20 protein-coding genes and 1 riboswitch are annotated in these 23,981 nt (G+C 38.4%); of the genes, 13 read left to right on the forward strand and 7 right to left on the reverse strand.

Annotated elements, in window-relative coordinates:
- The first annotated feature begins 169 nt into the window (after positions 1 to 169).
- A riboswitch (TPP riboswitch) is annotated at positions 170 to 313 on the forward strand.
- 42 nt (positions 314 to 355) lie between these two features.
- The 4 genes from thiB to folK all read left to right on the forward strand — a co-directional run bounded on the left by thiB (position 356) and on the right by folK (position 4,140).
- Entirely contained in the window at positions 356 to 1,309 is a 954-nt protein-coding gene (gene thiB, locus ACERCG_RS02115; protein WP_373610427.1) for a thiamine ABC transporter substrate binding subunit, read from the forward strand.
- 234 nt (positions 1,310 to 1,543) lie between these two features.
- Positions 1,544 to 1,993, forward strand: a complete 450-nt coding sequence (gene dksA, locus ACERCG_RS02120; RefSeq protein WP_373610428.1) for an RNA polymerase-binding protein DksA — start codon at positions 1,544 to 1,546, stop codon at positions 1,991 to 1,993.
- A 66-nt stretch (positions 1,994 to 2,059) separates the two neighbouring features.
- Complete coding sequence (gene pcnB, locus ACERCG_RS02125; protein WP_373610505.1) at positions 2,060 to 3,574, forward strand: polynucleotide adenylyltransferase PcnB; 1,515 nt, start codon at positions 2,060 to 2,062, stop codon at positions 3,572 to 3,574.
- A gap of 92 nt (positions 3,575 to 3,666) precedes the next feature.
- On the forward strand, positions 3,667 to 4,140 hold the full coding sequence (folK, locus tag ACERCG_RS02130) for a 2-amino-4-hydroxy-6-hydroxymethyldihydropteridine diphosphokinase (RefSeq protein ID WP_373610429.1): 474 nt from the start codon (positions 3,667 to 3,669) through the stop codon (positions 4,138 to 4,140).
- Here folK and ACERCG_RS02135 read toward each other — a convergent pair.
- The 3 genes from ACERCG_RS02135 to ACERCG_RS02145 are packed head-to-tail and all read right to left on the reverse strand — an operon-like array spanning position 4,137 to position 7,876.
- Positions 4,137 to 4,340: a YnbE family lipoprotein gene (locus ACERCG_RS02135; RefSeq protein WP_373610430.1), complete on the reverse strand. Its 204-nt coding sequence runs from the start codon at positions 4,338 to 4,340 to the stop codon at positions 4,137 to 4,139. The two genes, folK and ACERCG_RS02135, sit on opposite strands and share 4 nt — an antisense overlap.
- Before the next feature lies 1 nt (position 4,341).
- Positions 4,342 to 7,053 (reverse strand): YdbH family protein, encoded by a 2,712-nt coding sequence (locus ACERCG_RS02140; RefSeq protein ID WP_373610431.1) that lies wholly within the window; start codon positions 7,051 to 7,053, stop codon positions 4,342 to 4,344.
- A gap of 4 nt (positions 7,054 to 7,057) precedes the next feature.
- Positions 7,058 to 7,876 carry a hypothetical protein gene (locus tag ACERCG_RS02145; protein WP_373610432.1) on the reverse strand — a complete coding sequence of 273 codons (819 nt, stop codon included), beginning with the start codon at positions 7,874 to 7,876 and terminating at the stop codon, positions 7,058 to 7,060.
- Between the two features lie 91 nt (positions 7,877 to 7,967).
- Between ACERCG_RS02145 and gloA the strand changes: the two genes are divergently transcribed.
- The 4 genes from gloA to ACERCG_RS02165 all read left to right on the forward strand — a co-directional run bounded on the left by gloA (position 7,968) and on the right by ACERCG_RS02165 (position 13,912).
- Entirely contained in the window at positions 7,968 to 8,375 is a 408-nt protein-coding gene (gene gloA, locus ACERCG_RS02150) for a lactoylglutathione lyase (protein WP_373610433.1), read from the forward strand.
- 81 nt (positions 8,376 to 8,456) lie between these two features.
- A complete protein-coding gene (gene rnt / locus ACERCG_RS02155) occupies positions 8,457 to 9,122 on the forward strand; it encodes a ribonuclease T (RefSeq protein ID WP_373610434.1) in 666 nt (221 codons plus the stop codon).
- A gap of 134 nt (positions 9,123 to 9,256) precedes the next feature.
- On the forward strand, positions 9,257 to 11,026 hold the full coding sequence (locus tag ACERCG_RS02160; protein ID WP_373610435.1) for a transferrin-binding protein-like solute binding protein: 1,770 nt from the start codon (positions 9,257 to 9,259) through the stop codon (positions 11,024 to 11,026).
- 87 nt (positions 11,027 to 11,113) lie between these two features.
- Positions 11,114 to 13,912 (forward strand): lactoferrin/transferrin family TonB-dependent receptor, encoded by a 2,799-nt coding sequence (locus tag ACERCG_RS02165; protein WP_373610436.1) that lies wholly within the window; start codon positions 11,114 to 11,116, stop codon positions 13,910 to 13,912.
- 104 nt (positions 13,913 to 14,016) lie between these two features.
- On the opposite strand, the gene fis is transcribed toward ACERCG_RS02165, so the two are convergent.
- The 3 genes from fis to sixA all read right to left on the reverse strand — a co-directional run bounded on the left by fis (position 14,017) and on the right by sixA (position 16,014).
- Positions 14,017 to 14,313 (reverse strand): DNA-binding transcriptional regulator Fis, encoded by a 297-nt coding sequence (gene fis, locus ACERCG_RS02170; RefSeq protein WP_006247967.1) that lies wholly within the window; start codon positions 14,311 to 14,313, stop codon positions 14,017 to 14,019.
- A 30-nt stretch (positions 14,314 to 14,343) separates the two neighbouring features.
- The gene (gene dusB, locus ACERCG_RS02175; protein WP_373610437.1) at positions 14,344 to 15,306 is read right to left on the reverse strand and encodes a tRNA dihydrouridine synthase DusB; all 963 of its coding nucleotides are present in this window, start codon (positions 15,304 to 15,306) and stop codon (positions 14,344 to 14,346) included.
- Positions 15,307 to 15,525: 219 nt separating this feature from the next.
- Positions 15,526 to 16,014, reverse strand: a complete 489-nt coding sequence (sixA, locus tag ACERCG_RS02180) for a phosphohistidine phosphatase SixA (RefSeq protein WP_373610438.1) — start codon at positions 16,012 to 16,014, stop codon at positions 15,526 to 15,528.
- A gap of 125 nt (positions 16,015 to 16,139) precedes the next feature.
- Here sixA and pyk point away from each other — a divergent pair, with 125 nt between their 5' ends.
- The 5 genes from pyk (at position 16,140) to ACERCG_RS02205 (ending at position 22,446) form a co-directional block, all read left to right on the forward strand.
- Positions 16,140 to 17,579, forward strand: coding sequence for a pyruvate kinase (gene pyk, locus ACERCG_RS02185; protein WP_373610439.1), 1,440 nt, complete (start codon positions 16,140 to 16,142; stop codon positions 17,577 to 17,579).
- Positions 17,580 to 17,675: 96 nt separating this feature from the next.
- Entirely contained in the window at positions 17,676 to 18,713 is a 1,038-nt protein-coding gene (locus tag ACERCG_RS02190; RefSeq protein ID WP_373610440.1) for a glycosyltransferase family 9 protein, read from the forward strand.
- A gap of 37 nt (positions 18,714 to 18,750) precedes the next feature.
- Positions 18,751 to 19,812, forward strand: a complete 1,062-nt coding sequence (locus ACERCG_RS02195; protein WP_373610441.1) for a 3-deoxy-7-phosphoheptulonate synthase — start codon at positions 18,751 to 18,753, stop codon at positions 19,810 to 19,812.
- 145 nt (positions 19,813 to 19,957) lie between these two features.
- Positions 19,958 to 21,079: a bifunctional chorismate mutase/prephenate dehydrogenase gene (gene tyrA, locus ACERCG_RS02200; protein WP_373610442.1), complete on the forward strand. Its 1,122-nt coding sequence runs from the start codon at positions 19,958 to 19,960 to the stop codon at positions 21,077 to 21,079.
- A 110-nt stretch (positions 21,080 to 21,189) separates the two neighbouring features.
- Positions 21,190 to 22,446, forward strand: a complete 1,257-nt coding sequence (locus tag ACERCG_RS02205) for a colicin-like pore-forming protein (protein WP_176812770.1) — start codon at positions 21,190 to 21,192, stop codon at positions 22,444 to 22,446.
- Between the two features lie 389 nt (positions 22,447 to 22,835).
- Here the strand turns inward: ACERCG_RS02205 and recF are convergent, their stop codons facing one another.
- Positions 22,836 to 23,918, reverse strand: coding sequence for a DNA replication/repair protein RecF (recF, locus tag ACERCG_RS02210; protein ID WP_373610443.1), 1,083 nt, complete (start codon positions 23,916 to 23,918; stop codon positions 22,836 to 22,838).
- Between the last annotated feature and the right edge of the window lie 63 nt (positions 23,919 to 23,981).

Genomic DNA, 23,981 nt, shown 5'->3' on the forward strand with positions numbered 1-23,981 from the left:
TACGCATCAGAAAACGATGCGTAGCTGTTATTTAGAATTCGGTTTAAGGGATTTTATCTGTTTCATCTCTAGTTCCTTGTTTGGACTAGGGCGATAGTATAATGATTTTTTAACTAAATAGCAAACGTTTGCGAATATTGAAATTCAGCAACAAACTTTTTACAATAAAGCGTTCTCATTGGGGTGCAACAAGCGGTCTAATTTGCCTAAAAATTTGCAAATTTTCGCTAAAATCCAACCGCTTGTAGCTGAGAAATACCCATAGAACCTGATCTGATTAATATCAGCGTAGGGATTTGAGATAGCAAACTTGCCTCTTAAATCCTTCTATCAACGTAATTTAGAAGGGCTTTTTATGAAACTGATTTTATCTTCATTGGCACTACTTACCGCCACCGCTTTTGCCAACCAACCAACACTTACCGTTTACACTTATAGTTCGTTTGCCTCTGAATATGGTCCGGCTGCAAAATTAGAGCAAAATTTTGAGAAAGAGTGTAACTGTGATTTAAAATTTATGCCGTTTGATAATGGTGTAACAATGTTCAACCGTGTGCGTTTAGAAGGTGAAAAAACCAAAGCCGATGTGGTGTTAGGCATTGATAATTTCTTGCAAGCCGAAGCAGAGAGTTCAGGGCTATTTACTGAGTTTGATGCAAAAACCAAATTAGAGATGAAAGATAAAATTTTCTTTCCGTATGATACAGGCTCTTATGCCTTTATTTACGATAAAGAAAAGCTCAAAAATCCACCTAAAAGTTTGAAAGAACTGGTTGAACGCCAAGATTTAAAAATTATTTATCAAGACCCAAGAACCAGCAGCGTTGGGCGAGGCTTCTTAATGTGGGTAAATCAAGTGTATGGTGATGAAGCTCCAACTGCTTGGAAAACATTGGCAAAACATACCATAACGGTAGGTAAAGGCTGGTCTGAAACTTATGGAGCTTTCTTAAAAGGGGAATCGGATTTAGTATTAAGTTATACTACATCGCCTTTATATCATAAGTGGCACGAAAACACCGATAAATATATAGCAGCTCTATTCGAGGAAGGGCATTTAGTTCAAGTGGAAAATGCGGCAATTGTAAAAACGACTAAACAAAGAGCGTTAGCAAATCAATTTTTAGCATTTTTGCATAAGCCGGAGTCGCAACATATTATTTCTTACCATAATGTAATGAATCCTGTTTTGTTAGAGGGAGTTGATCCTGCTTTTGCAGAAACGCCAACCTACAACACATTAGAATTTAACCCACCATCTAATGACACCATTCAAAAATGGCTCACAGATTGGTCAAAAAGCTGGTAATAAATAAGCAGAATGATAGCCGAATTGTAATTCGGCTATCATTTTGTACAAATAGATCAGTATAAATGCAAAATTTTTGCAAATTTATTTGTTAGTCATTCAATTTTGTGTTATTTATAGCCGCCATTACTAAAAACCCGAAGATGTTGATTTTTTCGTATATGCAGTTACAAGGAAGTTAGGTCGTATTCGGGATATAATTTTGACAATAAAATTCCAAACAAGGAGTAATCTATGACTGAAGCGGCTAAAACCACCTCTCTTGGTTTATTAGCATTAGCAGGTGTTGAGCCTTATGAGCCGGCAAAAGATGAAGAGTATATGAATGAAGCTCAACGTGAGCATTTCAAAAAAATTCTGACAGCGTGGCACGGTCAAATTATGGAAGAAGCAGAACGCACAAAAAGCCAGCTTCAAGAAGATATGACAAACTTTGCTGACCCTAACGATCGTGCAAGCCAAGAGGAAGAGTTCAGTTTAGAACTTCGTAACCGTGATCGTGAGCGTAAATTATTGAAAAAAATTGAGCAAACGTTATATAGAATTCAAGAAGACGATTACGGCTTTTGTAACGCTTGCGGCGTAGAAATTGGGATCAAACGCTTAGAAGCCCGACCAACCGCAGATTTATGTATAGATTGCAAAACGTTAGCTGAAATTCGTGAGAAGCAGTTAGGTTTATAAGCAAATTACATAATGCCTCTTTTATAAGAGGCATTTACTATTTAGAGGTGTATTATTTTTAATTATATTAAGTCATTATTTTCCAAACCGAAAAAGCAAGAAAAGGAAAATAAGCCAGTAGTTGAACCAAGAGCAGAGAAAACAACTAAATCTACTCGTCCTAAACGTTCAGCCCCTAAATTAACAGAGCAAAAAAGCCATAAAAAAGGCAGTAAAGGTCATCAAACAGATGTGCCTTCTCATCTCCTACATAAAAAATTTACGTTAAGTGCTGCTCAATACGGCATTAGTCCGAAGGATTTCCCTAAAAATGCCCTTTCTATTGTAGATAAATTACATCTTGCAGGATTTGAAGCCTATATTGTTGGCGGTTGTATCCGTGATCTATTACTTGAGAAAAAACCAAAAGATTTCGATATTGCCACTAATGCTCGCCCAGAAGAAATTCAGCGTATTTTTGGCAGACAGTGCCGATTAATCGGTCGTCGTTTCCGCTTAGCTCACATTGTTTACGGGCGTGAAATTTTTGAGGTGGCAACCTTCCGAGCAGGGCACGCTTCCCACAGCAATGACAAAATCTCGAAAGTAAGCGATGAAGGAATGCTATTGCGTGATAATGTATACGGCACATTAAGAGACGATGCCGAGCGTCGTGATTTTACCGTTAATGCGTTATATTACGATACCAAACGTAACTTGATTTTTGATTTCTTTAAGGGCATTGAAGATTTACGGGTGGGTAAATTATCGCTAATTGGTGAGCCTGCTATTCGCTACCAAGAAGACCCTGTGCGTATGATTAGAGCCATTCGTTTTATGGCGAAGCTGGATATGTTCCTTGATAAAGCAACAGAAGCTCCAATTCGTGATATGGCGGTGCTTTTAACCAATATCCCGGCAGCTCGTTTGTTTGATGAATCGCTCAAATTATTACAAACAGGAGCAGGGCTGAAAACCTATAAATTACTGCGTGAATACGATTTATGGCAATTCTTGTTCCCTGTTTTAACGTCATTTTTCACGCCAAAAGGCGATTCGAATGCGGAGAGAATGATTACCAAAGCATTAAATTCCACAGATGAACGCATTGCAGATAAATTGCCTGTGAATCCTGCGTTCTTATTTGCGGCTCTACTTTGGTATCCATTGCGTGAAAAAATGGAACAACTTAAAAATGAAGGCGGTTTTAACAGCCATGATGCAATGATGTTAGCAGCAAACGATATCTTAGCCGATAGCTGTAAAGCCGTTGCTCTGCACCGCCGTCATACTTCAGTTATTCGTGATATTTGGGCGTTACAGTTCCAAATGATGAAACGCACAGGCAACCGCCCACAGCAAACGTTAGAGCATATCAAATTCCGTGCAGGTTTTGACTTACTGGTAATGCGTGCAGAAATTGAAGGGGGCGATTTAGTTGAGCTTTCCGCTTGGTGGCACGAATACCAATTCAGTAATGAAGGACAACGCAATGAATTGTTAAAATCGGTTCGCCATTTACCAAATGTACAGGCGGAAGTGAAGAAAAAACGTCGCCGCAGAACGTTTAAGAAAAAACCGAAAACTGCTAAAGCAGAATAATTTTGTAGGGGCGAAAAATCTTCGCTCATATTTTCAATATATTATTAAGGGCGAAAGATTTTTCGCTCCTACTTTTTTAGGAAAGGAAAATTATGCAAACTGTCTATATCGCCTTAGGCTCAAATCTAGATAATCCGCTTAAGCAAATTAAACAAGCGGTCGAAAAATTGAAAAAATTTGCAATTCATTTTGAGGTTAGCCCATTTTACGGTTCAAAACCTGTTGGGCCGCAAGACCAGCCCGATTATGTGAATGCCGTAGCGAAATTTGAAACCGAGTTATCGCCAACCGAATTGTTGGATAAGCTCCAAAGTATTGAAAACGAACAGGGCAGAGTGCGTTTACGTCGTTGGGGCGAACGGACGTTGGATTTGGATATTATTTTGTACGGAAATGAGCAAATTCAAACCGAACGTTTGAATGTGCCGCATATCGAGATGAAAAATCGGGAATTTGTGATTGTGCCGATGTTTGATTTAAGCCCCGAATTAGTGCTGCCGACAGGGGAAAAATTAGCCGATATTTACCGGCAATTTAAAGATCATCAAATGGTAACGTTTAATTAATTTTTCGTTTTATTTTCACTTTTCGTGATCACCGCACGGGATTTCTCGTCCATCTTCACATCAATGCGGTGATCTACTACCACATTCATATTAATCGTAATCCCTTCCGCTGGTGTTTCGAGCTGTACTTTAGGGGTACAGGCGGTTAAATTTAGCAAAAAAATTGCAAAACCAAGTTGAGCGATGTTTATTTTTTCCATATTACTTTTCTAATTTTTGATAGAGATAATTTTCTAATTTTTGTTCAAATTGTGAGCCATAGTTAATTAAGTGCCACAAATCAAACATATTTTCTCGATGATTATAGTTTAAATTCACTTTTGATTGATTTTGATTAGAAGATAATTTTAATTTTCCGTCTAATACTAAATCGCCTTTCGGGCCGACATTAATCAGACTACGAAAATCATTAATTGTGCTTTTATCTACCAAATGTAACAAAATTTGTTCGGTGTAACCACTTTTCTGCATTTCAGACAGCAATTCAGGGGTAAAGGTTAGATAAGAGGTTTCCGCCTGTGTAAGTAAGCCATCACAGATGTAGCAAGGCTTACCGCTTAACCAAAATGGCAAGGTTGCGTTGGCTTTACCTTTCAGATCGATTTGTTGATACTGCATAAATTGCAAAATTTTCTCAAAATCTAACCGCTCTAAATTCAAATAAGCCAGTTCGGTTTGCGGTAGAGCAAAGCGTTTTACATTGAGTTTACCGCCAAATAAATCAAAGGATAACTGATTTAAATTCAATGGTTTAGCTTTAGTGTAGGGGTAGTAGCCATTAATTTTCATTGAGGCATTATCAAGTTCTAACTCCCCTAGCTTGATTTGTGCTATGTTTACATCAATCGGTTGTTTTACCCCGAAATGAAAACGTCCATCTCGGTAACGATAAGGTAGAGCAAATTCAATGCCTTTTATCTCGCCATCTGGTAAGGATAATCCTCCGTTGCGAATGGCTAAGTGTCCGCCTGCAATTAAGCCTTTTTCTGCACTGGTGGTAAATGCCGTTTCGCCACGAATTGTACCGCTATTAATTATCCATTGACTCCGAAATGGGAAAAGTGGCTGAAAGCCTTGTGCAGACTGCTCTAGCCAATAGAGTTTACCGATGATTTTGCTGGCATCTGCGGTTAATTGGCGGCGAGCAAACAATCTAAGCGGACCGAGTTCGGTGGTGTTTACTGTACCTTTGAAATTAAGATTTTCTAACTCGCCGTTAAAAGCAAGTTTTGCTTGCGGTTTTGGTAGTAGCCCACCGTAATCAAAGTTAATTTCAGGTGATTTGAGCTGAATAGCTCCGTCAAGTGAGAATTTTTTGATATTAAATTTAATCGCTTGGCTATTAGTTAGCTCTGTTTTAGGAATGGTTATGCCGTCAAGCCTTATAGAGGATAAATCCCCCTTCAGCTCATTAAGCTGTACTGTATTTTTATGCCATTGCCCTCGACCGCTTAAAGTCACTTTGCTGTTCAAAGCATCAAGCTTAGAGCTTCCCCAAATTCGCCATTTCCAACTATCTTTAACGGCTTTTGGGTCTCTTGGATCTTGGAAAAAATCTAACGCTCCTGCTTTAAAATTTTGAGCTTGTCCATCTAAATGGAATTCAATATTTTTAAAGTCAGGACTTTGCCCTCGAAGAATAGCATGTAATCGCCCGTGAATACCCTGTTTATCTATTTTGATTCCCGCCAGTGGAAAACGTAAATCATCAATCGTTAAATAACGCTCTTTACCTGTCAATCGAAGCAGGGAAGTAGGTAGGAATTTCAGGGTTAAATCATCGTAATTACCCTGAAAATCCAGCGGAATACTGCTGTAAAGAATAAAATTGCCATGTTTGATATTACCTGTTAAACGCAGTGGTAAATTCAGCCCTTGTTCGGTCATTTCTCCCTCAGAATTGGAGATAACAATATTGCCTTTTCCCCAACTGTTTTGGGAGAGTAGGCTGATGCGGATAGCAGTTTTTAGAGGAAAAAATGGCTCGTTAGTAAAAGATTGTGGCGTAAATTTTGCACTAACAAAACCGTGAAGCGGAAAACGCTCGGTTAAGCTCCAGTCAAAACGTCCTTGTTTGATTTCTAGGCTTTTGCCATCAAATAAAAAAGGGAAATCAAGTTTATCATTTTCAGCTTTATTAAGGCTTACCACCCAATTTCCTGCAAGCTGGTCTTCAGCATTTTTCTGCCAGTTGAGGGTGGAGTGTCCTGTTTGTAAGGCTTTTGTTGTAATGACTTCATCAGGCAGTTGCCAGTGATATTCTGCTGAAAGGGCTGGCGGGAGTGTGAGGAAATTATCCTCAATTTCAGCCGAAAGGGTAAGTTTATGCTGCTCTTTCTCACTTGGTCGGTAAGCTAAATCGGCATTCAATTTTCCATTTGCAAAAAAAGCAGAAAAATTGACCGCTTGTTGAGCTAATGTAGCCTTGATTTCCCCGTTAGAGAGCGAAAGTTTTAGTGCGGCTTGTTGTTCTAATAAGTGGATAATTCTTGGGTTGAAATTGGCGGGTAGATTTTTCCAATTAAGCGAATGAATGGTCGCTTCACCATCAGGAATTACCGCCAGTAATGCTTTTAGTGACGTATCGGTATCACTATTTTCTGATTGCGGAAAAAGCGATAAACAGCTGTAGTCAATATCTAATTGTTCAACAAACAGATGGTTTTGCTTAATCCAAGTAAGATCCGTTTTATCCGCACTAATCAGCGGACAATCTTGATAAGAAAGTTGGAATTGTGAAACGGATGAGCCTTGCCAATTCAGGTGTAGCCCTTGTGGAAGTTGCACTTTCCAATCTTTCGGCAAAATCCAGTTAATAGGAATAGCAAGTTGGGCATTAGGTACAAATAAAAAGGCAGTAGCCGCAATCAAGATTGCGGTAAGTACAACCAAAATTCTTAATGCCCATTTCATAAAATCAAACTACAACATTAGCAAAAGGGTATAGCATCGCAAGCAGTGTGGCGACACTCCAAGCGGTCGGATTTTTAATATTTTTTCCAAGTAGTAACCACGCTAACATCAATAAAATCACAAATTGTGTGGCAAAATAAAGCATAAATGAGAGCAACGGCATCTCCGGCATAATTTGTAAATGTTGATATAGCACAAATGCAGACCAGCAGTAATTAAGTATTAAGGCAATTAACGCCGCTTTTACCAATAATTTTAAGAACACTTCTAAACGACTTTTTGCCAGCATTAAATACCAGCCGGCGAGCAAAATACCAAACAGCACTTGAGCAAAATTATTGGCACGAATGCCGTTAAATAATGAAGGCAATTCAATCCAATAAATCGCCAAATATTGAATAGTGCCGATTGCCACAATGCTAAAACCACAATAGATTAAGGTGTTGTAGAGCGTTTCATCTTCGGGCAAACGAAAATAGATCAAGCAAGATAAAATGGCAGCAAAACTTGCAATCGCCATTGGGTTATATTTAGGTGTGAAGCCAATCGAATAAATGAAATTCCCAACGGCAAAAATCAGTAAAAAAGGCAGAATAAAGGTTAAACGGCTGGTTTGTCCACGACAAATTTCGCCTTTCCATAATACTAAAATGGCAATGAAAGAGGTAACAAAAAACGCCAATAAATAAGGAGAGATGAAAATGGTGTTATCCGGAGCGGCGTAAAAATTAAGTGCCATTTCAATAAATAACATTAACACCATCGGCAGAGCTGCGTGTGTGGCAATTTCAAGTTTTGATGGGCTGTCGTGATCGTGAGCCATAAATAATCCTAAAAAATGGAAAGAAAATGATTTTAGGCTCAAATTATGCCATAATACGCAAGACTTTTTAACTTCAAGGGGGAAAGAAAATATGCGAATTTTACACACAATGTTACGCGTTGGAGATTTAGAGCGTTCAATCAAATTCTATACCGAAGTGTTAGGTATGCGTTTGTTACGCAGAAGTGAGAATGAGCAATACAAATACTCTTTAGCTTTTTTAGGCTATGCCGACGAAAGTGAAAGTGCAGTGATTGAGCTAACTTACAACTGGGGCGTGGATAGCTACGAGCTAGGCACAGCTTATGGTCATATCGCATTAGGCGTTGATGATATTTATCAAACGATTAAAGATGTGCGTGCCGCAGGCGGCAATATTACGCGTGAGCCAGGCCCTGTATTAGGCGGCACAACCGTGATTGCATTTGCTGAAGATCCCGATGGTTACAAAATCGAATTTATTGAAAATAAAAACGCACAAGCCGCATTAGGAAACTAATTCCTTTCACATAGTCACAAGCGGTCGGATTTGTAAAAAATTTTGCAAATCAGACCGCTTGTATTTTTAAGTTGAAATAAAATGGAAAATATAACTGAATCTATCCCTCAATCGACTACACCACCAACCGATTATAATCTATTAAAAAATCGCTTTCGTGGCTATTTGCCTGTTGTGATTGATGTTGAAACGGCAGGGCTAAATGCTCAAACCGATGCGTTATTGGAGCTGGCGGCAATTACTGTGAAAATGGACGAAAACGGCTATTTAATTGAAGATCAAAAATGCCATTTTCATATCAAGCCATTTGAAGGGGCAAACATCAACCCCGAATCTCTTAAATTTAACGGCATTGATATTGATAACCCCCTGCGTGGTGCGGTGGCAGAGAATATTGCGATCCCTGAAATGTTTAAAATGGTGCGTAGGGCGATGAAAGAACAAGGTTGCCAGCGTGCGATTATTGTGGCTCATAATGCCACATTCGATCAGAGTTTTTTACAAGCAGCAATCAAGCGGATTAACGCTAAACGTGATCCATTCCACCCTTTTGCAATGTTTGATACCGCAACACTTGCTGGTTTTATGTATGGGCAAACCGTGTTAGTTAAAGCCTGCCAAGCTGCCCAAATTAACTTTGACGGACACCAAGCGCATTCAGCATTATACGATACCGAAAAGACCACAGAGCTATTTTGTGCTATGGTGAATAAACTAAAAGATTTGGGCGGCTTTCCACACATTTAGTGTAGAGGAAGATGGGCGTTATTTTTCAATTTTTATTATTTAAAAGATGGCTCTCTAAAAAAATATAATCTAGCTATTTACACAGTCCTTCTATATAAATAAAATGGTAATCATTTTTAATTAAGGAGAAAATTGTGTTTAAAATAAAAAATAGCGTTATTTTATTGAATGCTGTACTACTTTCGGCTTGTACTTCAAACGGTGGTAGTTTTGATACCAATTCAGTTAAGGCAAGCTCATCTTATTCTAGCTCTTCTAAAGACTCAACAGCCCAACCTAAATCAGAACGTAGAACGATATCTTCGACTGAAAGCCCGACTCAACCATCCTTAGGATTTCAAACTAAAATTCCACGTCGTAATTTCTTCGGTGGCACAGGAGAGGAAAATGGGGCGATTGAGGCGATTACGCCTATTGTAGGTGAGTCGTTAGATATTGAGAAAGAAGTAAAAAAACTTTTTGAAGAAGTGAAAAAGCTTGGTGGTGATGAAGACCTGATTATTCATACTCACGATGGAAAAAAATTACATCGTAAGCGAGAGATGAAATTTGTTCGTTCGGGTTATTTCCTTCATTTAGGTGCTGCAGCCGAGACAAGTAAACGAGGAGAACCTCGTCTTCTAAAAACAGGCCATACAGGGTATGTTTATTATTTAGGCACTCAACCATCTAAAGCTTTCCCAACCCAAGTAGCAACTTATGAAGGAACTTGGGATTTTACTACTAATGCATCTACAAAAAATAAAAGTAAGTATTTTGAAGGAGGTGCTGCTGGTACGAATGTTGGGGCTACGCCAGAAAACAACCAAGCAAATACAGAGGTGGAAGGCAATCCTATAGGGCATAGTAGTAAGTTTGAGGTTAATTTTAGCGATAAAACGCTTAAAGGTACTTTAACTAAAAATGGCTATGTAAATCCAAGGAAAAAGGACAAGCAGGAAATTACTGATCATTATAAGATAGAAGCGAATATCCACGGAAACCGCTTTAATGGTAAGGCAAAGGCTTTAAAAACAGACGATCCTTACTTTGGTAAAGATAGTAATACAGTAGAAGGCGGTTTTTATGGCGATAAAGCTCAGGAACTTGCGGGAAAATTTTTGGCAGATGACAAATCAATTTTCGTTGTATTTGCGGGTAAGCGTGATGAACGTGATGAAAAAGGTGAAGACAAGGTCGAAAAGAAATTTGATTCAGTGCAAGTGAGTTTGAAAGATTTGGCTAAATCAGATATGGATACTTTTGGTCTGGCAACTCATTTAGTTATTGATGGTGTTCAAATTGCTTTATTGCCAGAAGAAAAAACACGTTTTGCTGATATGGATTTTTATCAAGCATTAACAAAAAATATAAATGGTAAAGATTACAAAATTACAGTCTGTTGTAATAATTTAGACTATGTCAAATTCGGTACATTTGAGCAAGTGGGTAAAGACGGGCATCAATACCTAGTGGGTGAACGTACGGCAGTTGCTGATTTACCAAAAGAGGCTCGTATTTATCGTTATACTGGCACTTGGAATGGCATCATTCGTAGTAAGGACGAGCGTGTAGGTGGCGATTCGCCAAGTGATAAAGCTCATGGTACTCGTTCTATATTTAATGTGAATTTTGCTGATAAGAAGATTGAGGGCAAATTAATTGCAAATGATGGTTTAGAGACAAATCCGATGCTGACATTAGATGGAAAGATTGAAGGCAATGGTTTTAGCGGTACAGCAAAAACGGGTGAAAAAGGCTTTAATATTGATAATAAGAGTACAACTGGTGGTACAGATGTTCATCTTAATGCCAAATTTGAAGGTGGTTTTTATGGTCCGCAAGCTGCTGAATTAGGCGGCATTGTGCATAGTGCAGAAACTAATAAAGATAAAGTGAGTATCACTTTCGGTGGAAAACGCTAGGTAGAAAATAAGCCAAGACTTACCCGCTCTAACAAGCGGGTAATTTTCGCCAAAAAAATGCAAAATCTAAAGGAGATAAATAAAACAATGAAAGAACATACTTTCCATTATTCGCCGATTGCTATAGCAGTCATTTTTTCCGTCTCACACTCTCAATTATTTGCTAATGAACATCAAATGACAAACGATCATTCTACAGTTCTCGATGAAGTTATTGTGACAGAGAGCCATTATGCTCACGAACGTCAAAACGAAGTAACTGGCTTGGGGAAAGTAGTGAAAAATTATCACGAAATGAGTAAAAATCAAATTCTTGGTATTCGTGATTTAACTCGCTATGACCCTGGTATTTCGGTGGTGGAACAAGGTCGCGGTGCAAGTAGTGGCTATGCCATTCGAGGTGTAGATAAAAACCGTGTCAGCTTACTTGTTGATGGGCTACCACAAGCGCAGCATTATCATACGCTAGGTTCAGATGCTAATGGTGGTGCAATTAATGAGATTGAGTATGAAAACATTCGTTCAATTGAGTTAAGCAAAGGAGCAAGTTCTGCGGAATATGGCTCTGGTGCGCTAGGTGGTGCTATTGGTTTTCGTACTAAAGATGCGCAGGATATTATTAAAGAGGGGCAGCATTGGGGCTTAGATAGTAAGACCTCTTATGCCAGCAAAAATAGCCATTTTTTACAGTCTATCGCAGCGGCTGGTGAGGCGGGTGGTTTTGAAGCACTTGTTATTGCAACTCACCGACACGGTAAAGAGACCAAAATTCATTCCGAGGCAAATAAATTAAAACATAATATTCGGCGTATAACCGGCTTTGAAAATCGCTACGATCTTTACCCAGATTCCGCACAGAATGCTCCTGGAGGATCTTTTTTTATTGTGGAAGATACTTGCCCAACATTAGATTGTACTCCTCGTGCAAGGCCTAAGTTGAACCGCGATAATTTCCCAGTGAGAACATCTCCGGAATATACGCCTGAAGAGCGCAAACAGCTTGAGCAGATTCCTTATCGCACTGAGCAGCTCTCAGCCCAAGAATATACCGGTAAAGATCGCATTGCACCAAACCCTTTAGATTACAAGAGTAATTCTGTTTTTATGAAGTTTGGCTATCACTTTAACTCGTCTCATTATCTTGGCGCAATCTTAGAAGATACGAAGCAGCGCTATGATATGCGTGATATGCAAACGCCAGCTTACTATACAAAAGACGATATTAATATCAGGGTAGACGACTTATCACGTAAGAACTCTTCTGTTTATGAAGGGGATAATATTTTAGATGGCTTAGTGTTCAATAAAAGGATCCCTTATGGGTTGCGTTATAGCCATGTGAAGTTTTTTGATGAACATCACCACAAACGTCGTTTAGGATTCACCTATAAATATAAACCAGAGAATAATCGCTGGTTGGATAGCATTAAACTCAGTGCGGATAAACAAGATATTGAACTATATAGCCGGCTACATCGCTTGCATTGTAGCGATTATCCTGTGGTAGATAAAAATTGCCGTCCGACTTTGGATAAATCTTGGTCGATGTATCGAACTGAGCGTAATAATTACCAAGAAAAGCATCGTGTCATTCATTTAGAATTTGATAAAGCGCTAAATGCTGGTCAAGGCGTATTTAAGCAAACCCACAAACTGAATTTAGGGTTGGGCTTTGATCGATTTAATTCGCTTATGGATCATGGGGATATAACTGCCCAATATACCAAAGGCGGTTATACCAGCTACCGCGGTAGAGGGCGTTTAAATGACCCATATATTTATCGTCGCAATCCACGCAGTATTGAAACGGTATCTTTGTGTAATAATACACACGGCGACATCATAAACTGTGAACCGCGTAAAATTAAAGGCGGTAGCCATTTTGTTAGCTTCCGCGATCTGATAACGAGCGAGTATGTGGATTTGGGATTAGGGGTGCGTTTTGATCAACATCGATTTAAATCTGATGATCCGTGGACACTTAGCCGAACTTATCGAAATTGGTCTTGGAATGGTGGGATTACGCTTAAACCAACAGAGTTTGTATCGCTTTCTTATCGCATTTCAAACGGTTTTAGAGTGCCTGCATTCTATGAACTTTATGGTAAACGTGATCATATTGGGCTTAAAGATAACGAATATGTGCAACGCGCGCAACGTAGCCACCAGTTAGAGCCAGAAAAATCGACTAATCATGAGATTGGAGTTAGCTTTAAAGGTCAATTTGGTTACCTTGATGTGAGCTATTTCCGTAATAACTATAAAAATATGATTGCGACAGCATGTAAAAGAATAATACAAAAATCACACTGTTTCTATAACTACCATAATATTCAAGATGTAGCACTAAACGGGATAAATTTAGTCGCTAAATTTGACTTACACGGTATTTTATCTATGCTGCCAGATGGTTTTTATTCATCAGTTGCTTATAACCGTGTAAAAGTAAAAGAGCGGAAACTAAACGACTCAAGACTTGATAGCGTAAACGATCCTATTCTAGATGCGATTCAGCCAGCACGCTATGTGCTTGGATTCGGCTACGATCACCCAGAAGAAAAATGGGGAATTGGCATTACTACCACCTATTCTAAAGCCAAAAACGCCGATGAGGTGGTAGGCACACGTCATCACGGCATATATCGCGTTGATTTAGGTGGCAAACTTACCGGTTCTTGGTACACTCACGATATCACCGGTTACATCAATTATAAAAACTATACATTACGAGGTGGCATTTATAATGTGACTAACCGTAAATATTCTACTTGGGAATCAGTGCGTCAATCTGGTGTGAATGCGGTAAACCAAGACCGAGGTAGCAATTACAGTCGATTTGCCGCACCGGGGCGAAATTTCAGTTTAGCATTTGAAATGAAGTTTTAGACGGCAAAATAAAATAGAAAAACGCTGAATAGTATATTCAGCGTTTTTTGTTGGCTCTAACTAATTACATACGAATTAAAATCGTGTTTTAACGGTCGGTTAGACTAACCCATACCGTATTTTTTTAATTTTTTGCGTAATGTGCCACGGTTAATGCCTAGCATTGTGGCAGCACGGGTTTGGTTGCCACGGGTGTATTGCATTACCATATCTAGCATTGGGTGTTCGATTTCAGATAATACTAATTCGTATAATTCTGTTGGATCTTCACCATTTAATTGAGATAAATAGTTTTTTAATGCTGCTTTAACGTTATCACGAAGAGGTTTATTAACCTGTTGTGCTTGTGCATTTAACATTGTTACTGTTAATGGGTTTTGTGTAGGTTGTTGTTCTAACATTTTTTTCTATCCAACTTTATTATTAAGATTCTAACGAATCGATTTAACAAAATCTTCTAATGCGTTTAATTGCTCTTTGGTTGAGCTTAACGTATTAAAAGTGCGTTTAAAATTTGATTCCGGTTGTAATTGTTCCACATACCAACCAACGTGTTTACGAGCAATTCGATAGCCTTTTTCTTCCCCATAAAAGTGGTGTAAGTCTTCAATATGCTTAAACATCAGTTGATATTTTTCATTTTCGGGTAATGTGGAATATTGCCCGGTTTCAAAAAAATCGTTGATTTCCTTAAATAGCCAAGGATTACCAAAACTTCCTCGCCCAATCATTACTGCATCAGCATTGGTGTAATCTAAAACAGATTTCGCTTTTTCAGCCGAAATAATATCGCCATTAGCAATAATAGGGATTGATACAGCTTGTTTAACGGCTTTGATGCTTTCATATTCCGCCTCGCCATTGAATAAACAACTGCGGGTGCGTCCGTGAATAGTAAGGGCTTTAATGCCGGATTGTTCTGCAATTTTGGCTATTACCAGACAATTTCTATTTTCAAGATCCCAGCCTGTTCTAATTTTTAGCGTAACAGGCACATCAACGGCATTAACCACAGCATCTAATATTTGAGCGACTAATTCAGGTTCACGCAGCAGAGCAGAGCCTGCCATTTTTTTGTTTACCTTTTTAGCGGGGCAACCCATATTAATATCAATAATATTGGCACCATACTCAACATTCACTTTTGCGGCTTCTGCCATCTCTATTGGATCTGAACCTGCAATTTGTACAGCATTAATGCCGATTTCTTCGTGATGAGCTAAACGCAATCTCGATTTTTCGGTATGCCATACATCAGGATTTGTGGACATCATTTCTGAAAACGTCAAACCTGCACCAAGTTGGCTACATAATCGGCGAAAAGGCTGGTCGGTAATACCTGCCATCGGTGCAAGGAAAATACGGTTTTTAATTTCATATTGTCCTATTTGCATTTTTAACCTTTTATTAACAAATTTGAAGTAATTTTAACCAGAGGGATATCCAAATAAAAAGTACGGCAAATACCGTACTTCTTTATTAATCATTTAGTTATCAGTTTTACTGATTTAGGGGGCGTATAATACGCATTTTTTAATCATTTTGGAAGTCTATAAATTAGACAATTTGCAAAAATAGTGAAAATATTTTTATTGACAATATAAAAAATAGGGCTAAGCGTGCTTTATTTCAGCAACTTCACCACGGTTTCCAACCCAATGAATTTCTGCAATGGTGGAAGTTGGGAATTGCACATTGCTTCGGTTGTTGGTTAAACGTTGGCTTAAATCGAACACCAATGGTAAATGAGATACCAACAGAATATTTTTTGCTCCTTCTTCTCTTAAAAAATGGAGATAGTCTTCAACCGTGTAGGGGTTGCCATCTGGCGTAATTTCTTCCCACTCTTCGATAAGCGTTGCAAAATTTTGGGAAAAATTGACCGCTTGCATACCTGTAATGAGATTTTCAAGGGTTTGCTTAGCTCGAAGATAAGGGCTAACCAGAATTTTATCGAGTGTTATTTGCTTATTGTTTAAATATTCTCCAAGCCATTTGCCTTGTGAAATAACATTTTTTATACCGTTGTTGGTTAAACTACGAGCAGTATCGCTTGAGGCATTAAAACCTGCTTCTCCGTGTCGCATAATCCAAATATTCATAACATTCTCCTTAACTTGTATTTAAACTCTTATCATTTAGGCGTATAATGACCCCCGTTTAACGCATAATCAAGTGCTTAGAAAGATTTTAACTTATATTTTTAAATTTATTACGGAGTCAAATAATGTCTAGAAAACTCAGAAGAACCAAGATCGTTTGTACAATGGGACCAGCAACGGATCGTGGCAATACGTTAGAAAAAATTATTGCCGCAGGTGCGAATATGGTGCGTATGAACTTCTCTCACGGTATCCCTGAAGATCATATCGAGCGTGCAAATAAAGTGCGTGAAATTGCCTCAAGATTAGGTCGCCACGTTGCTATTTTAGGCGATTTACAAGGCCCTAAAATTCGTGTTTCTACATTTAAAGACGGCAAAATTTTCTTAAACATTGGCGACAAATTTACCTTAGATGCAGATTTACCACGTGGCGAAGGTCATCAATATGCAGTAGGTTTAGACTATAAAAACTTACCAAACGATGTAGTACCGGGCGATATTTTGTTATTAGATGACGGTAACGTACAACTTAAAGTGTTAGAAGTTGATGGTGTGAAAGTGCATACCGAAGTAACCGTTGGCGGCCCGTTATCAAACAATAAAGGGATCAACAAATTAGGCGGTGGTTTATCAGCTCCTGCATTAACTGAAAAAGATAAAGAAGATATTAAATTAGCGGCGAAAATTGGTGTAGATTACCTAGCGGTTTCATTCCCACAATCAAGTGCTGACTTAGATTATGCTCGCCAATTAGCGAAAGAAGCAGGTTTAGATGCAAAAATTGTAGCAAAAGTTGAACGTGCAGAAACTGTTGCAACGGAAGAAGCAATGGACGACATCATTTTAGGTGCAGATGTGGTGATGGTTGCGCGTGGTGATTTAGGCGTTGAAATTGGTGATGCTGCATTAGTGGGTGTACAAAAACGTTTAATCCGCCGTGCCCGCAAATTAAACCGTGTGGTTATTACGGCAACACAGATGATGGAATCAATGATCAAAAAACCAATGCCAACCCGTGCTGAGGTAATGGACGTTGCAAACGCAGTATTAGATGGTACTGATGCGGTAATGCTTTCAGGTGAAACGGCAAACGGTGATTACCCTGTTGAAACCGTTAAATCAATGGCTGAAGTGTGCTTAGGTGCGGAAACAATGCCAAGTATTAACATTTCTCGTCATCGTATGGAAGGTAGATTTAAATCAATTGAAGAAGCAGTTGCAATGTCTGCAATGTACACAGCTAACCACTTAGAAGGCGTATCTGCAATTATTTCATTAACTCACTCAGGCGAAACAGCGAAATTAACCAGCCGTATTAGCTCAGGCTTGCCGATTTATGCAATGTCTCGCAACCAAAAGGCATTAAATCTTTGTGCATTATATCGTGGTGTAACACCTGTATATTACAATGAAGATAGCCGCACAATGGAAGGTGCTAGAAAAGCTATTACCCAATTAAAAGAGCAAGGTTATTTATTAACTGGTGAATTAGTACTTCTAACTCACGGTGATGAGTTAAGAGCAGGCGGTACAAATACTTGCCGTATCTTAAGAGTTGAATAACCTACTGATTAACGCCAAAAGCCACATAAAACACTTTATGTGGCTTTTTTTATATCTTAATATAAGCCTACTCAATGTTTAACCCGTTAGATTACTATGCCAAATAAACCACTCTCGATTTGTATTTTACGCCTCTCTGCTATTGGCGATGTGTGCCACACTTTAGCGGTAGTGCAAGCTATTCAGCGACATTATCTTTCTGCTGAAATTACTTGGATTATCGGCAAAACTGAAGCCGCTTTAATGAAAGATATCCCGAATGTTACCCTCATTCCCTATGATAAAAAAACAGGGTGGAAAGGAATCTTTACGTTATGGAGTTCCCTTTCTCACAAGCGGTTCGATTTTTTACTTAATTTGCAAACCGCATTTAGAGCCTCAATGCTTTCAATTGGGATTAAAGCCGATAAAAAAATCGGCTTTAATAAAGACAGAGCAAGAGAAATGCAGTGGCTGTTTACCAATCAGAAAGTGGAGATGACAAATTCTCCCCACGTTCTTGATGGACAAATGATGTTTGCAAAAGCCATTGGCGTAACGGATTTATCAGCAAATTGGCATTTGCCAATAAGTGATGAAGATTTAGCTTATAGTAAACAATTCATTGATTTTACTCGAAAAAATGTACTAATTGCTCCTTGCTCAAGTAAAAAAGAGAAAGATTGGTTGCCAGAACGATATGCAGAAATTGCAAACTGGCTAGGTACGCAAAACATCAATGTATTAATTGCAGGTTCCCCTTCTCAATATGAAATGGATACAGCGAATAACATTCAGCAACTTGTACCTAAGTGCGTTAATATTGCAGGGAAAACCTCATTAAAACAGCTTGCAGGTGTTATTCGACAAGTGGATTTAGTGGTTTCTTCAGACTCAGGTCCAGCCCATATTGCGACTACTCAGAACACACCTGTTATTGGCTTGTATGCAATCCATAACCCAAGACGAACAGGGCCCTATCAAGATTTAGATAAGGTGGTTTCTGTATATGATGAGGCAATTTTGCAATCCTACGGTAAATCTTGGCAAGAACTGGCTTGGGCAACCAAAGCCAAAGGTAAAGATTGGATGGAAAAAATCACTGTTGAGGCAGTTAAGCAAAAAATAGTTGAAACTTTAAAAATAAAGCTGTAAATTAAGTGTAATTTAAAATTTACACAAGGAAAATAAAATGAACACTGTATTCAATCAAGATAGCGTACACAATGTTAATATTCAAGATGAAAAAGTTTTACTTACCCCATACGAGCTAAAACAGGAATTTCCTCTGCCGGAACATTTACGAGAGCAAATTGCACGCTCACGCAAAGAGATCTCAGATATTATCCACAGACGTGATAAACGCCAGTTAATTGTGATCGGGCCTTGCTCTATTCACGATCCAGTAGCTGCTATTGAATATGGTAAAAAACTCAAGGCACTTGCAGATCAAGTAAGCGATAAGCTCTACATTGTAATGCGTGTTTATTTTGAAAAACCTCGTACCACAGTGGGCTGGAAAGGCTTAATTAACGATCCGAAAATGGACGGCTCTTTTGATGTCGAAACAGGCTTGCGTATCGGGCGTAAACTTTGTCTTGATTTAGCTGAACTCGGCTTACCGCTGGCAACTGAAGCCCTAGATCCAATGACCCCTCAATACCTTGCCGATTTATTCAGCTGGTCTGCGATTGGGGCAAGAACCACCGAATCCCAAACCCACCGTGAATTGGCTTCAGGCCTATCAATGGCGGTTGGCTTTAAAAATGGTACAGATGGTGGCTTAGCGGTTGCGTTAAATGCAATGCAATCTTCCGCCCAAAGCCATCGTTTTATCGGTATTAACCAAAAAGGGCAGGTGACGTTACTCAAAACCAAAGGCAATGCGGACGGACACATTATTTTGCGTGGTGGCAAAACGCCAAACTATGAAAAACAATATGTTGATGATTGCGAGTGGGTACTTAAACAAGCGAATTTGCCTACGGCGATTATGATCGATTGTAGTCACGGCAACTCAAATAAAGATTACCGCCGCCAGCCGATTGTGGCAGAAAATGCCTTGGAACAGATTCTTGCAGGCAATACCTCGATTATCGGTTTAATGATTGAAAGCAATTTACACGCAGGTAATCAATCATCAGAATTGCCGTTCGAGCAGATGAAATATGGCGTTTCCATTACAGACGCTTGTATTGACTGGCAAACCACAGAAGAGCTTTTAACCCATTTTGCCGCAAAATTGCGAGATTAACTATTTGCAAAAAATGAGATAAAAATTATTCACAATCCTTGTAAGGATTGTTCACAGCTTCGCTGCCGTTGGCAAAGCCAACGTTCAAAAAGCGATGCTTTTTGTGACCGCTTGTTTTACCTTGATAAGAGCATTGATAACAAATATGAACCCATTAGCCCCATTACGCGAACAGATCGACCAAGTCGATCAACAACTTATTGCATTACTTTCCAAACGCTTAGCTCTTGTGGCTGAAGTAGGGAAAGTGAAATCAGAACACGGTATTCCAGTTTATGCCCCAGAGCGAGAAAGTGCAATGATTTCCGCTCGCCGAGAAGAGGCGGAAAAACAAGGCATTCCAGCCGATCTGATTGAAGATGTGCTACGCCGTATAATGCGTGAATCCTATGCTAATGAAAATAAACACGGTTTTAAAAGAGTGAATGACACCATTCAAAAAATCGTGATTGTGGGCGGTAAAGGGAAATTGGGTGGGCTGTTTGGCAATTATTTAACCTTATCTGGCTATAATGTGGAGGCGTTAGGGAGTGATGATTGGGGCAATGCCGAGCAGATTTTAGCCAATGTCGATGTGGTTATTGTGTGTGTGCCGATTGCTAACACCCTAGAAACCATCGAACGCTTAAAACCTTATTTAACCGAAAATATGATTTTGGCGGATTTAACCTCCGTTAAACATCAGCCATTACAAAAAATGTTGGAAGTGCATAATGGAGCGGTAGTTGGTTTGCACCCAATGTTTGGGCCAGATATTGCGAGTCAAGCGAAACAGGTTATCGCCTGCTGTGATGGACGTTTTCCAGAGCGTTACGAATGGCTGCTAGAGCAAATGAAAATTTGGGGTGCGAAAATTGAACCGATTGAGGCAAAAGCACACGATAACGCAATGACTTACATTCAAGCCTTACGCCACTTTTCCACCTTTGCATTCGGGCTACACCTCTCTCGCCAGCCCGTGCAGTTATCGCAACTTTTAGCGTTATCGTCTCCAATCTATCGCCTAGAATTAGCGATGATCGGGCGTTTATTTGCTCAAGACGGTAGCTTATACGCTGATATTATTGCCGATAAACCTGAAAATTTGGCAATTATTGAATCACTCAAAGAGAGCTTTGAACAAGGCTTGGATTTCTTTAAACGTAATGATAAAGCAGGATTTATAAAAGCCTTTGAGGAAGTACACCACTGGTTTGGCGATTATTCCGAACAATTCTTAAAAGAGAGTAGAGTGCTGTTGCAACAGGCGAATGATTCAAGACGTTAGTCCTAACGTAATAATTTTAATCAATTTTGTGATAATCAACCGAAATAACTTTATCAAATCTAACGTTTTATTAACTCAGTTTGTTTTCTTTGGCTATAAGGAGATTATATATGTCAAATAATTCAATTGTACTTGATCCAATTATCGTTAAACCAGATTATAAACCTAGCCCAATTACAATAGGCGGGAAGCCTTATTATCCTGGACCATCTTTTGGGATTTCTTTAGAGGTTCCTGCACATGTTGTTTTAAAGCCTGTAGACTTAAAGATAGGAAGAGTTGGATTGATCAATTTAGCGGAATTTTCTATTAAAATTCGAGATTTAAATGGCTCTATTGTTAAATATAAGGCTCAGCTTTCTAAGTCGGAAGTGCAAAAGCTGCTTTTAGAAGCTAGGGAGTGGTTTAATAAATATGCATTGGATTTTGAAAAAGGACAAGAAATAGAAGTTTATATAAATACACTGGAAAATGCCTTAAAAATTTTAGAAAATTCTGAGAAGAATTTAATTTCCTTAGAGAATGATGCGGATAAGAAATTTGATGAATTATTGAATAATAACATAGTTAGATTATCTAATTTTAAAAAATTTAGAGATAGTAATCCTGGGCTCATTTCTGCTGCTTATGAATCTAATATTGCTTATTTTCGTAGTCCTAAAATGACAGAGGAATATATCAAATTATGGAAAGAAAAAGTGGAGATACCCCAAACTAAAATTTTACTGGAGAAACAGAAAATAGAAGCGAGTTTACGTAGTTTAATTGATGTAAGGAAAGAGGCAAGTGAGCTTTTAAAAGGTTTAAAACAAGATTTACAAGACAAAAAGCTTAAAACTATTTTAGAGTACTCTAATGCTTTTTTTGAACATATTACTGAAAAATATGGAAACCTAGCTAGTCAGGAGGCTAAAAAAATTGCAGCAGTAGCTAAAGGAAAGAAAATTCGGAATGTCAATGAAGCCTTAAAAGCATTTGATAAATATAAAGGAGATATTAATAAGAAATTTAATTCTAGGGATCGTCAGGCAATATCTAAAGCTTTACAATCCTTAGATATGAAATCAATTAGTAATGATTTGTATAAGTTTAATAAGGCTTTCAAATATGTGGGTAAAACATTTTCAGGAGTAGCTCTAACAACAGCTTTGAAAGAAGGGTATGAAAAAGGGAATTGGAAGCCATTTTATTTTGAAGTAGAAAAGCAAGTATTAGACAAATCTGCAACTTATGTTGTAAGCCTTGCTTTAGTAATCTTAACTAGAACTCCAATAGGTATTATAGGTTATGGAGTATTAATGGTAGTAGTAAGTGCTTTGATAAGTGATGAATTAGTAGAAAAAGTACATAAAGCATTATTCTTCTAGGCTAGAAAAGGAAGAAAGCTTGTTATAGCTTTCTTTCTTTTTTTAAATATTTATAAATAATCAAACAAAAACTAATTGGGATAGAAAACAAAAAACTCACAAAGAAACAAAAATATTCCTTCATTCTAAAGAAAGCTGGGTTATCTATAAATTTGTTTCTTTCTATTCTTGAATGAATGAAATAAGAATAGCTAGTTTCGAGAGTATAATGTGCAATAGGATATAAAAATACACAACTAATTATCCACAATAGAAATAAATATTGTTTATAGCTAGTTAATGGAGATGAAAATATTTTATAAGAAATTATAAATCCTATAGTTAAACTTAAAAGAAAGTGTTTAAAGTAATATTTTTTATTCATTTTTTCTTTGGATTGACTAACTAAATTAATATTTAATTATACCATTTTCTACCTCAAACAAACAATCATCAGCCCTATCTTTCCATTGCATTTGATTGAGCTGATCTTGAGTAATGGCGGTAACGAATACTTGTGAGCCACTTTCTCTTAAACGATGTGCTAAAAGCTCACGTTTGGTTGGGTCGAGTTCGGAGGCGAAATCGTCAATTAAAAACAGGCATTGGCGTTGTTTTTGAGCAACTAAATGTTCCCCTTGAGCTAATCTTAATGCACACATCAATAATTTTAACTGCCCACGAGAAAGCACATCTTCTACAGGTAATCCGTTCGCTTTAAAACGAAAATCAGCTTTTTGTGCCCCAATCATTGTATAACCAATGGCTTTATCACGCTCAAAGCCTTGTGCCAAAATCTCGGCATAATCTGCTCCCTTTTCCCAACCTTGATGAAAACTTAAGCCGATTTCTATTTCAGGTAAGAAAAATTGGCAGGTTTTCTCAATTTCAGGGCGGAGAGCTTCGGCATATTCCGCTCGCATTTGGCTGACTACATAGGTGGTTTTAACCAGTTCGATATCCCACGCTTTCAGCTCTTGGTAAGAGCGAACTTGCTGGAGTGCGGAGTTTCTTTGTTTGAGCAAACGGCGAAGATTGTTCCAATGAGCGTAGAAATCACTGTGTTGGTGGAATAATCCCCAATCTAAAAAGGCACGACGAAAGCTCGGGCCACCGTTTAGTAGTGTTAAGCCTTCAGGAGTAATTACTTGCATTGGCAATAAATGGGCGAGATCAGCAATTTTATTGCCATCTTCGCCATTGATTTTGAGGCTCGTATCGCCACTTCGATATTTTTGAATGCCCACCGACCAGCTATGTTGAGCTTCATCGATTTTGCCGTGTAGCACGAAATCATCTTTATCGTAGTGAATAATGCGGTTACTGATATGGCTTTTAAACGAACGCCCGTGTCCTAAATAGAAAATCGATTCCAACAAGCTCGTTTTACCGCTGCCGTTTGCACCCACTAAAAAGTTAAAGTGGGGGCTAAAGTCCAAATCGGCATTTTGGATATTGCGGAAATGATTAATCAGTAAACGGGTTAAAGCCATAAAGTTAAATGCAAGCGGTTAAAAATGAGCGATATTTTACCAAATTTGCAAACTTTTGGGAAA

The sequence above is a fragment of the Mannheimia sp. E30BD genome, from assembly GCF_041807785.1.
GTDB lineage: Bacteria > Pseudomonadota > Gammaproteobacteria > Enterobacterales > Pasteurellaceae > Mannheimia.

Excerpts from the sequence above, each read along its gene's own strand:
- thiB (WP_373610427.1), top strand. The coding sequence starts at position 356 with ATGAAACTGATTTTATCTTCATTGGCACTACTTACCGCCACCGCTTTT.
- dksA (WP_373610428.1), top strand. The coding sequence starts at position 1,544 with ATGACTGAAGCGGCTAAAACCACCTCTCTTGGTTTATTAGCATTAGCA.
- folK (WP_373610429.1), top strand. The coding sequence starts at position 3,667 with ATGCAAACTGTCTATATCGCCTTAGGCTCAAATCTAGATAATCCGCTT.
- ACERCG_RS02135 (WP_373610430.1), bottom strand. The coding sequence starts at position 4,340 with ATGGAAAAAATAAACATCGCTCAACTTGGTTTTGCAATTTTTTTGCTA.
- ACERCG_RS02140 (WP_373610431.1), bottom strand. The coding sequence starts at position 7,053 with ATGAAATGGGCATTAAGAATTTTGGTTGTACTTACCGCAATCTTGATT.
- ACERCG_RS02145 (WP_373610432.1), bottom strand. The coding sequence starts at position 7,876 with ATGGCTCACGATCACGACAGCCCATCAAAACTTGAAATTGCCACACAC.
- gloA (WP_373610433.1), top strand. The coding sequence starts at position 7,968 with ATGCGAATTTTACACACAATGTTACGCGTTGGAGATTTAGAGCGTTCA.
- rnt (WP_373610434.1), top strand. The coding sequence starts at position 8,457 with ATGGAAAATATAACTGAATCTATCCCTCAATCGACTACACCACCAACC.
- ACERCG_RS02165 (WP_373610436.1), top strand. The coding sequence starts at position 11,114 with ATGAAAGAACATACTTTCCATTATTCGCCGATTGCTATAGCAGTCATT.
- fis (WP_006247967.1), bottom strand. The coding sequence starts at position 14,313 with ATGTTAGAACAACAACCTACACAAAACCCATTAACAGTAACAATGTTA.
- dusB (WP_373610437.1), bottom strand. The coding sequence starts at position 15,306 with ATGCAAATAGGACAATATGAAATTAAAAACCGTATTTTCCTTGCACCG.
- sixA (WP_373610438.1), bottom strand. The coding sequence starts at position 16,014 with ATGAATATTTGGATTATGCGACACGGAGAAGCAGGTTTTAATGCCTCA.
- pyk (WP_373610439.1), top strand. The coding sequence starts at position 16,140 with ATGTCTAGAAAACTCAGAAGAACCAAGATCGTTTGTACAATGGGACCA.
- ACERCG_RS02190 (WP_373610440.1), top strand. The coding sequence starts at position 17,676 with ATGCCAAATAAACCACTCTCGATTTGTATTTTACGCCTCTCTGCTATT.
- ACERCG_RS02195 (WP_373610441.1), top strand. The coding sequence starts at position 18,751 with ATGAACACTGTATTCAATCAAGATAGCGTACACAATGTTAATATTCAA.
- tyrA (WP_373610442.1), top strand. The coding sequence starts at position 19,958 with ATGAACCCATTAGCCCCATTACGCGAACAGATCGACCAAGTCGATCAA.
- ACERCG_RS02205 (WP_176812770.1), top strand. The coding sequence starts at position 21,190 with ATGTCAAATAATTCAATTGTACTTGATCCAATTATCGTTAAACCAGAT.
- recF (WP_373610443.1), bottom strand. The coding sequence starts at position 23,918 with ATGGCTTTAACCCGTTTACTGATTAATCATTTCCGCAATATCCAAAAT.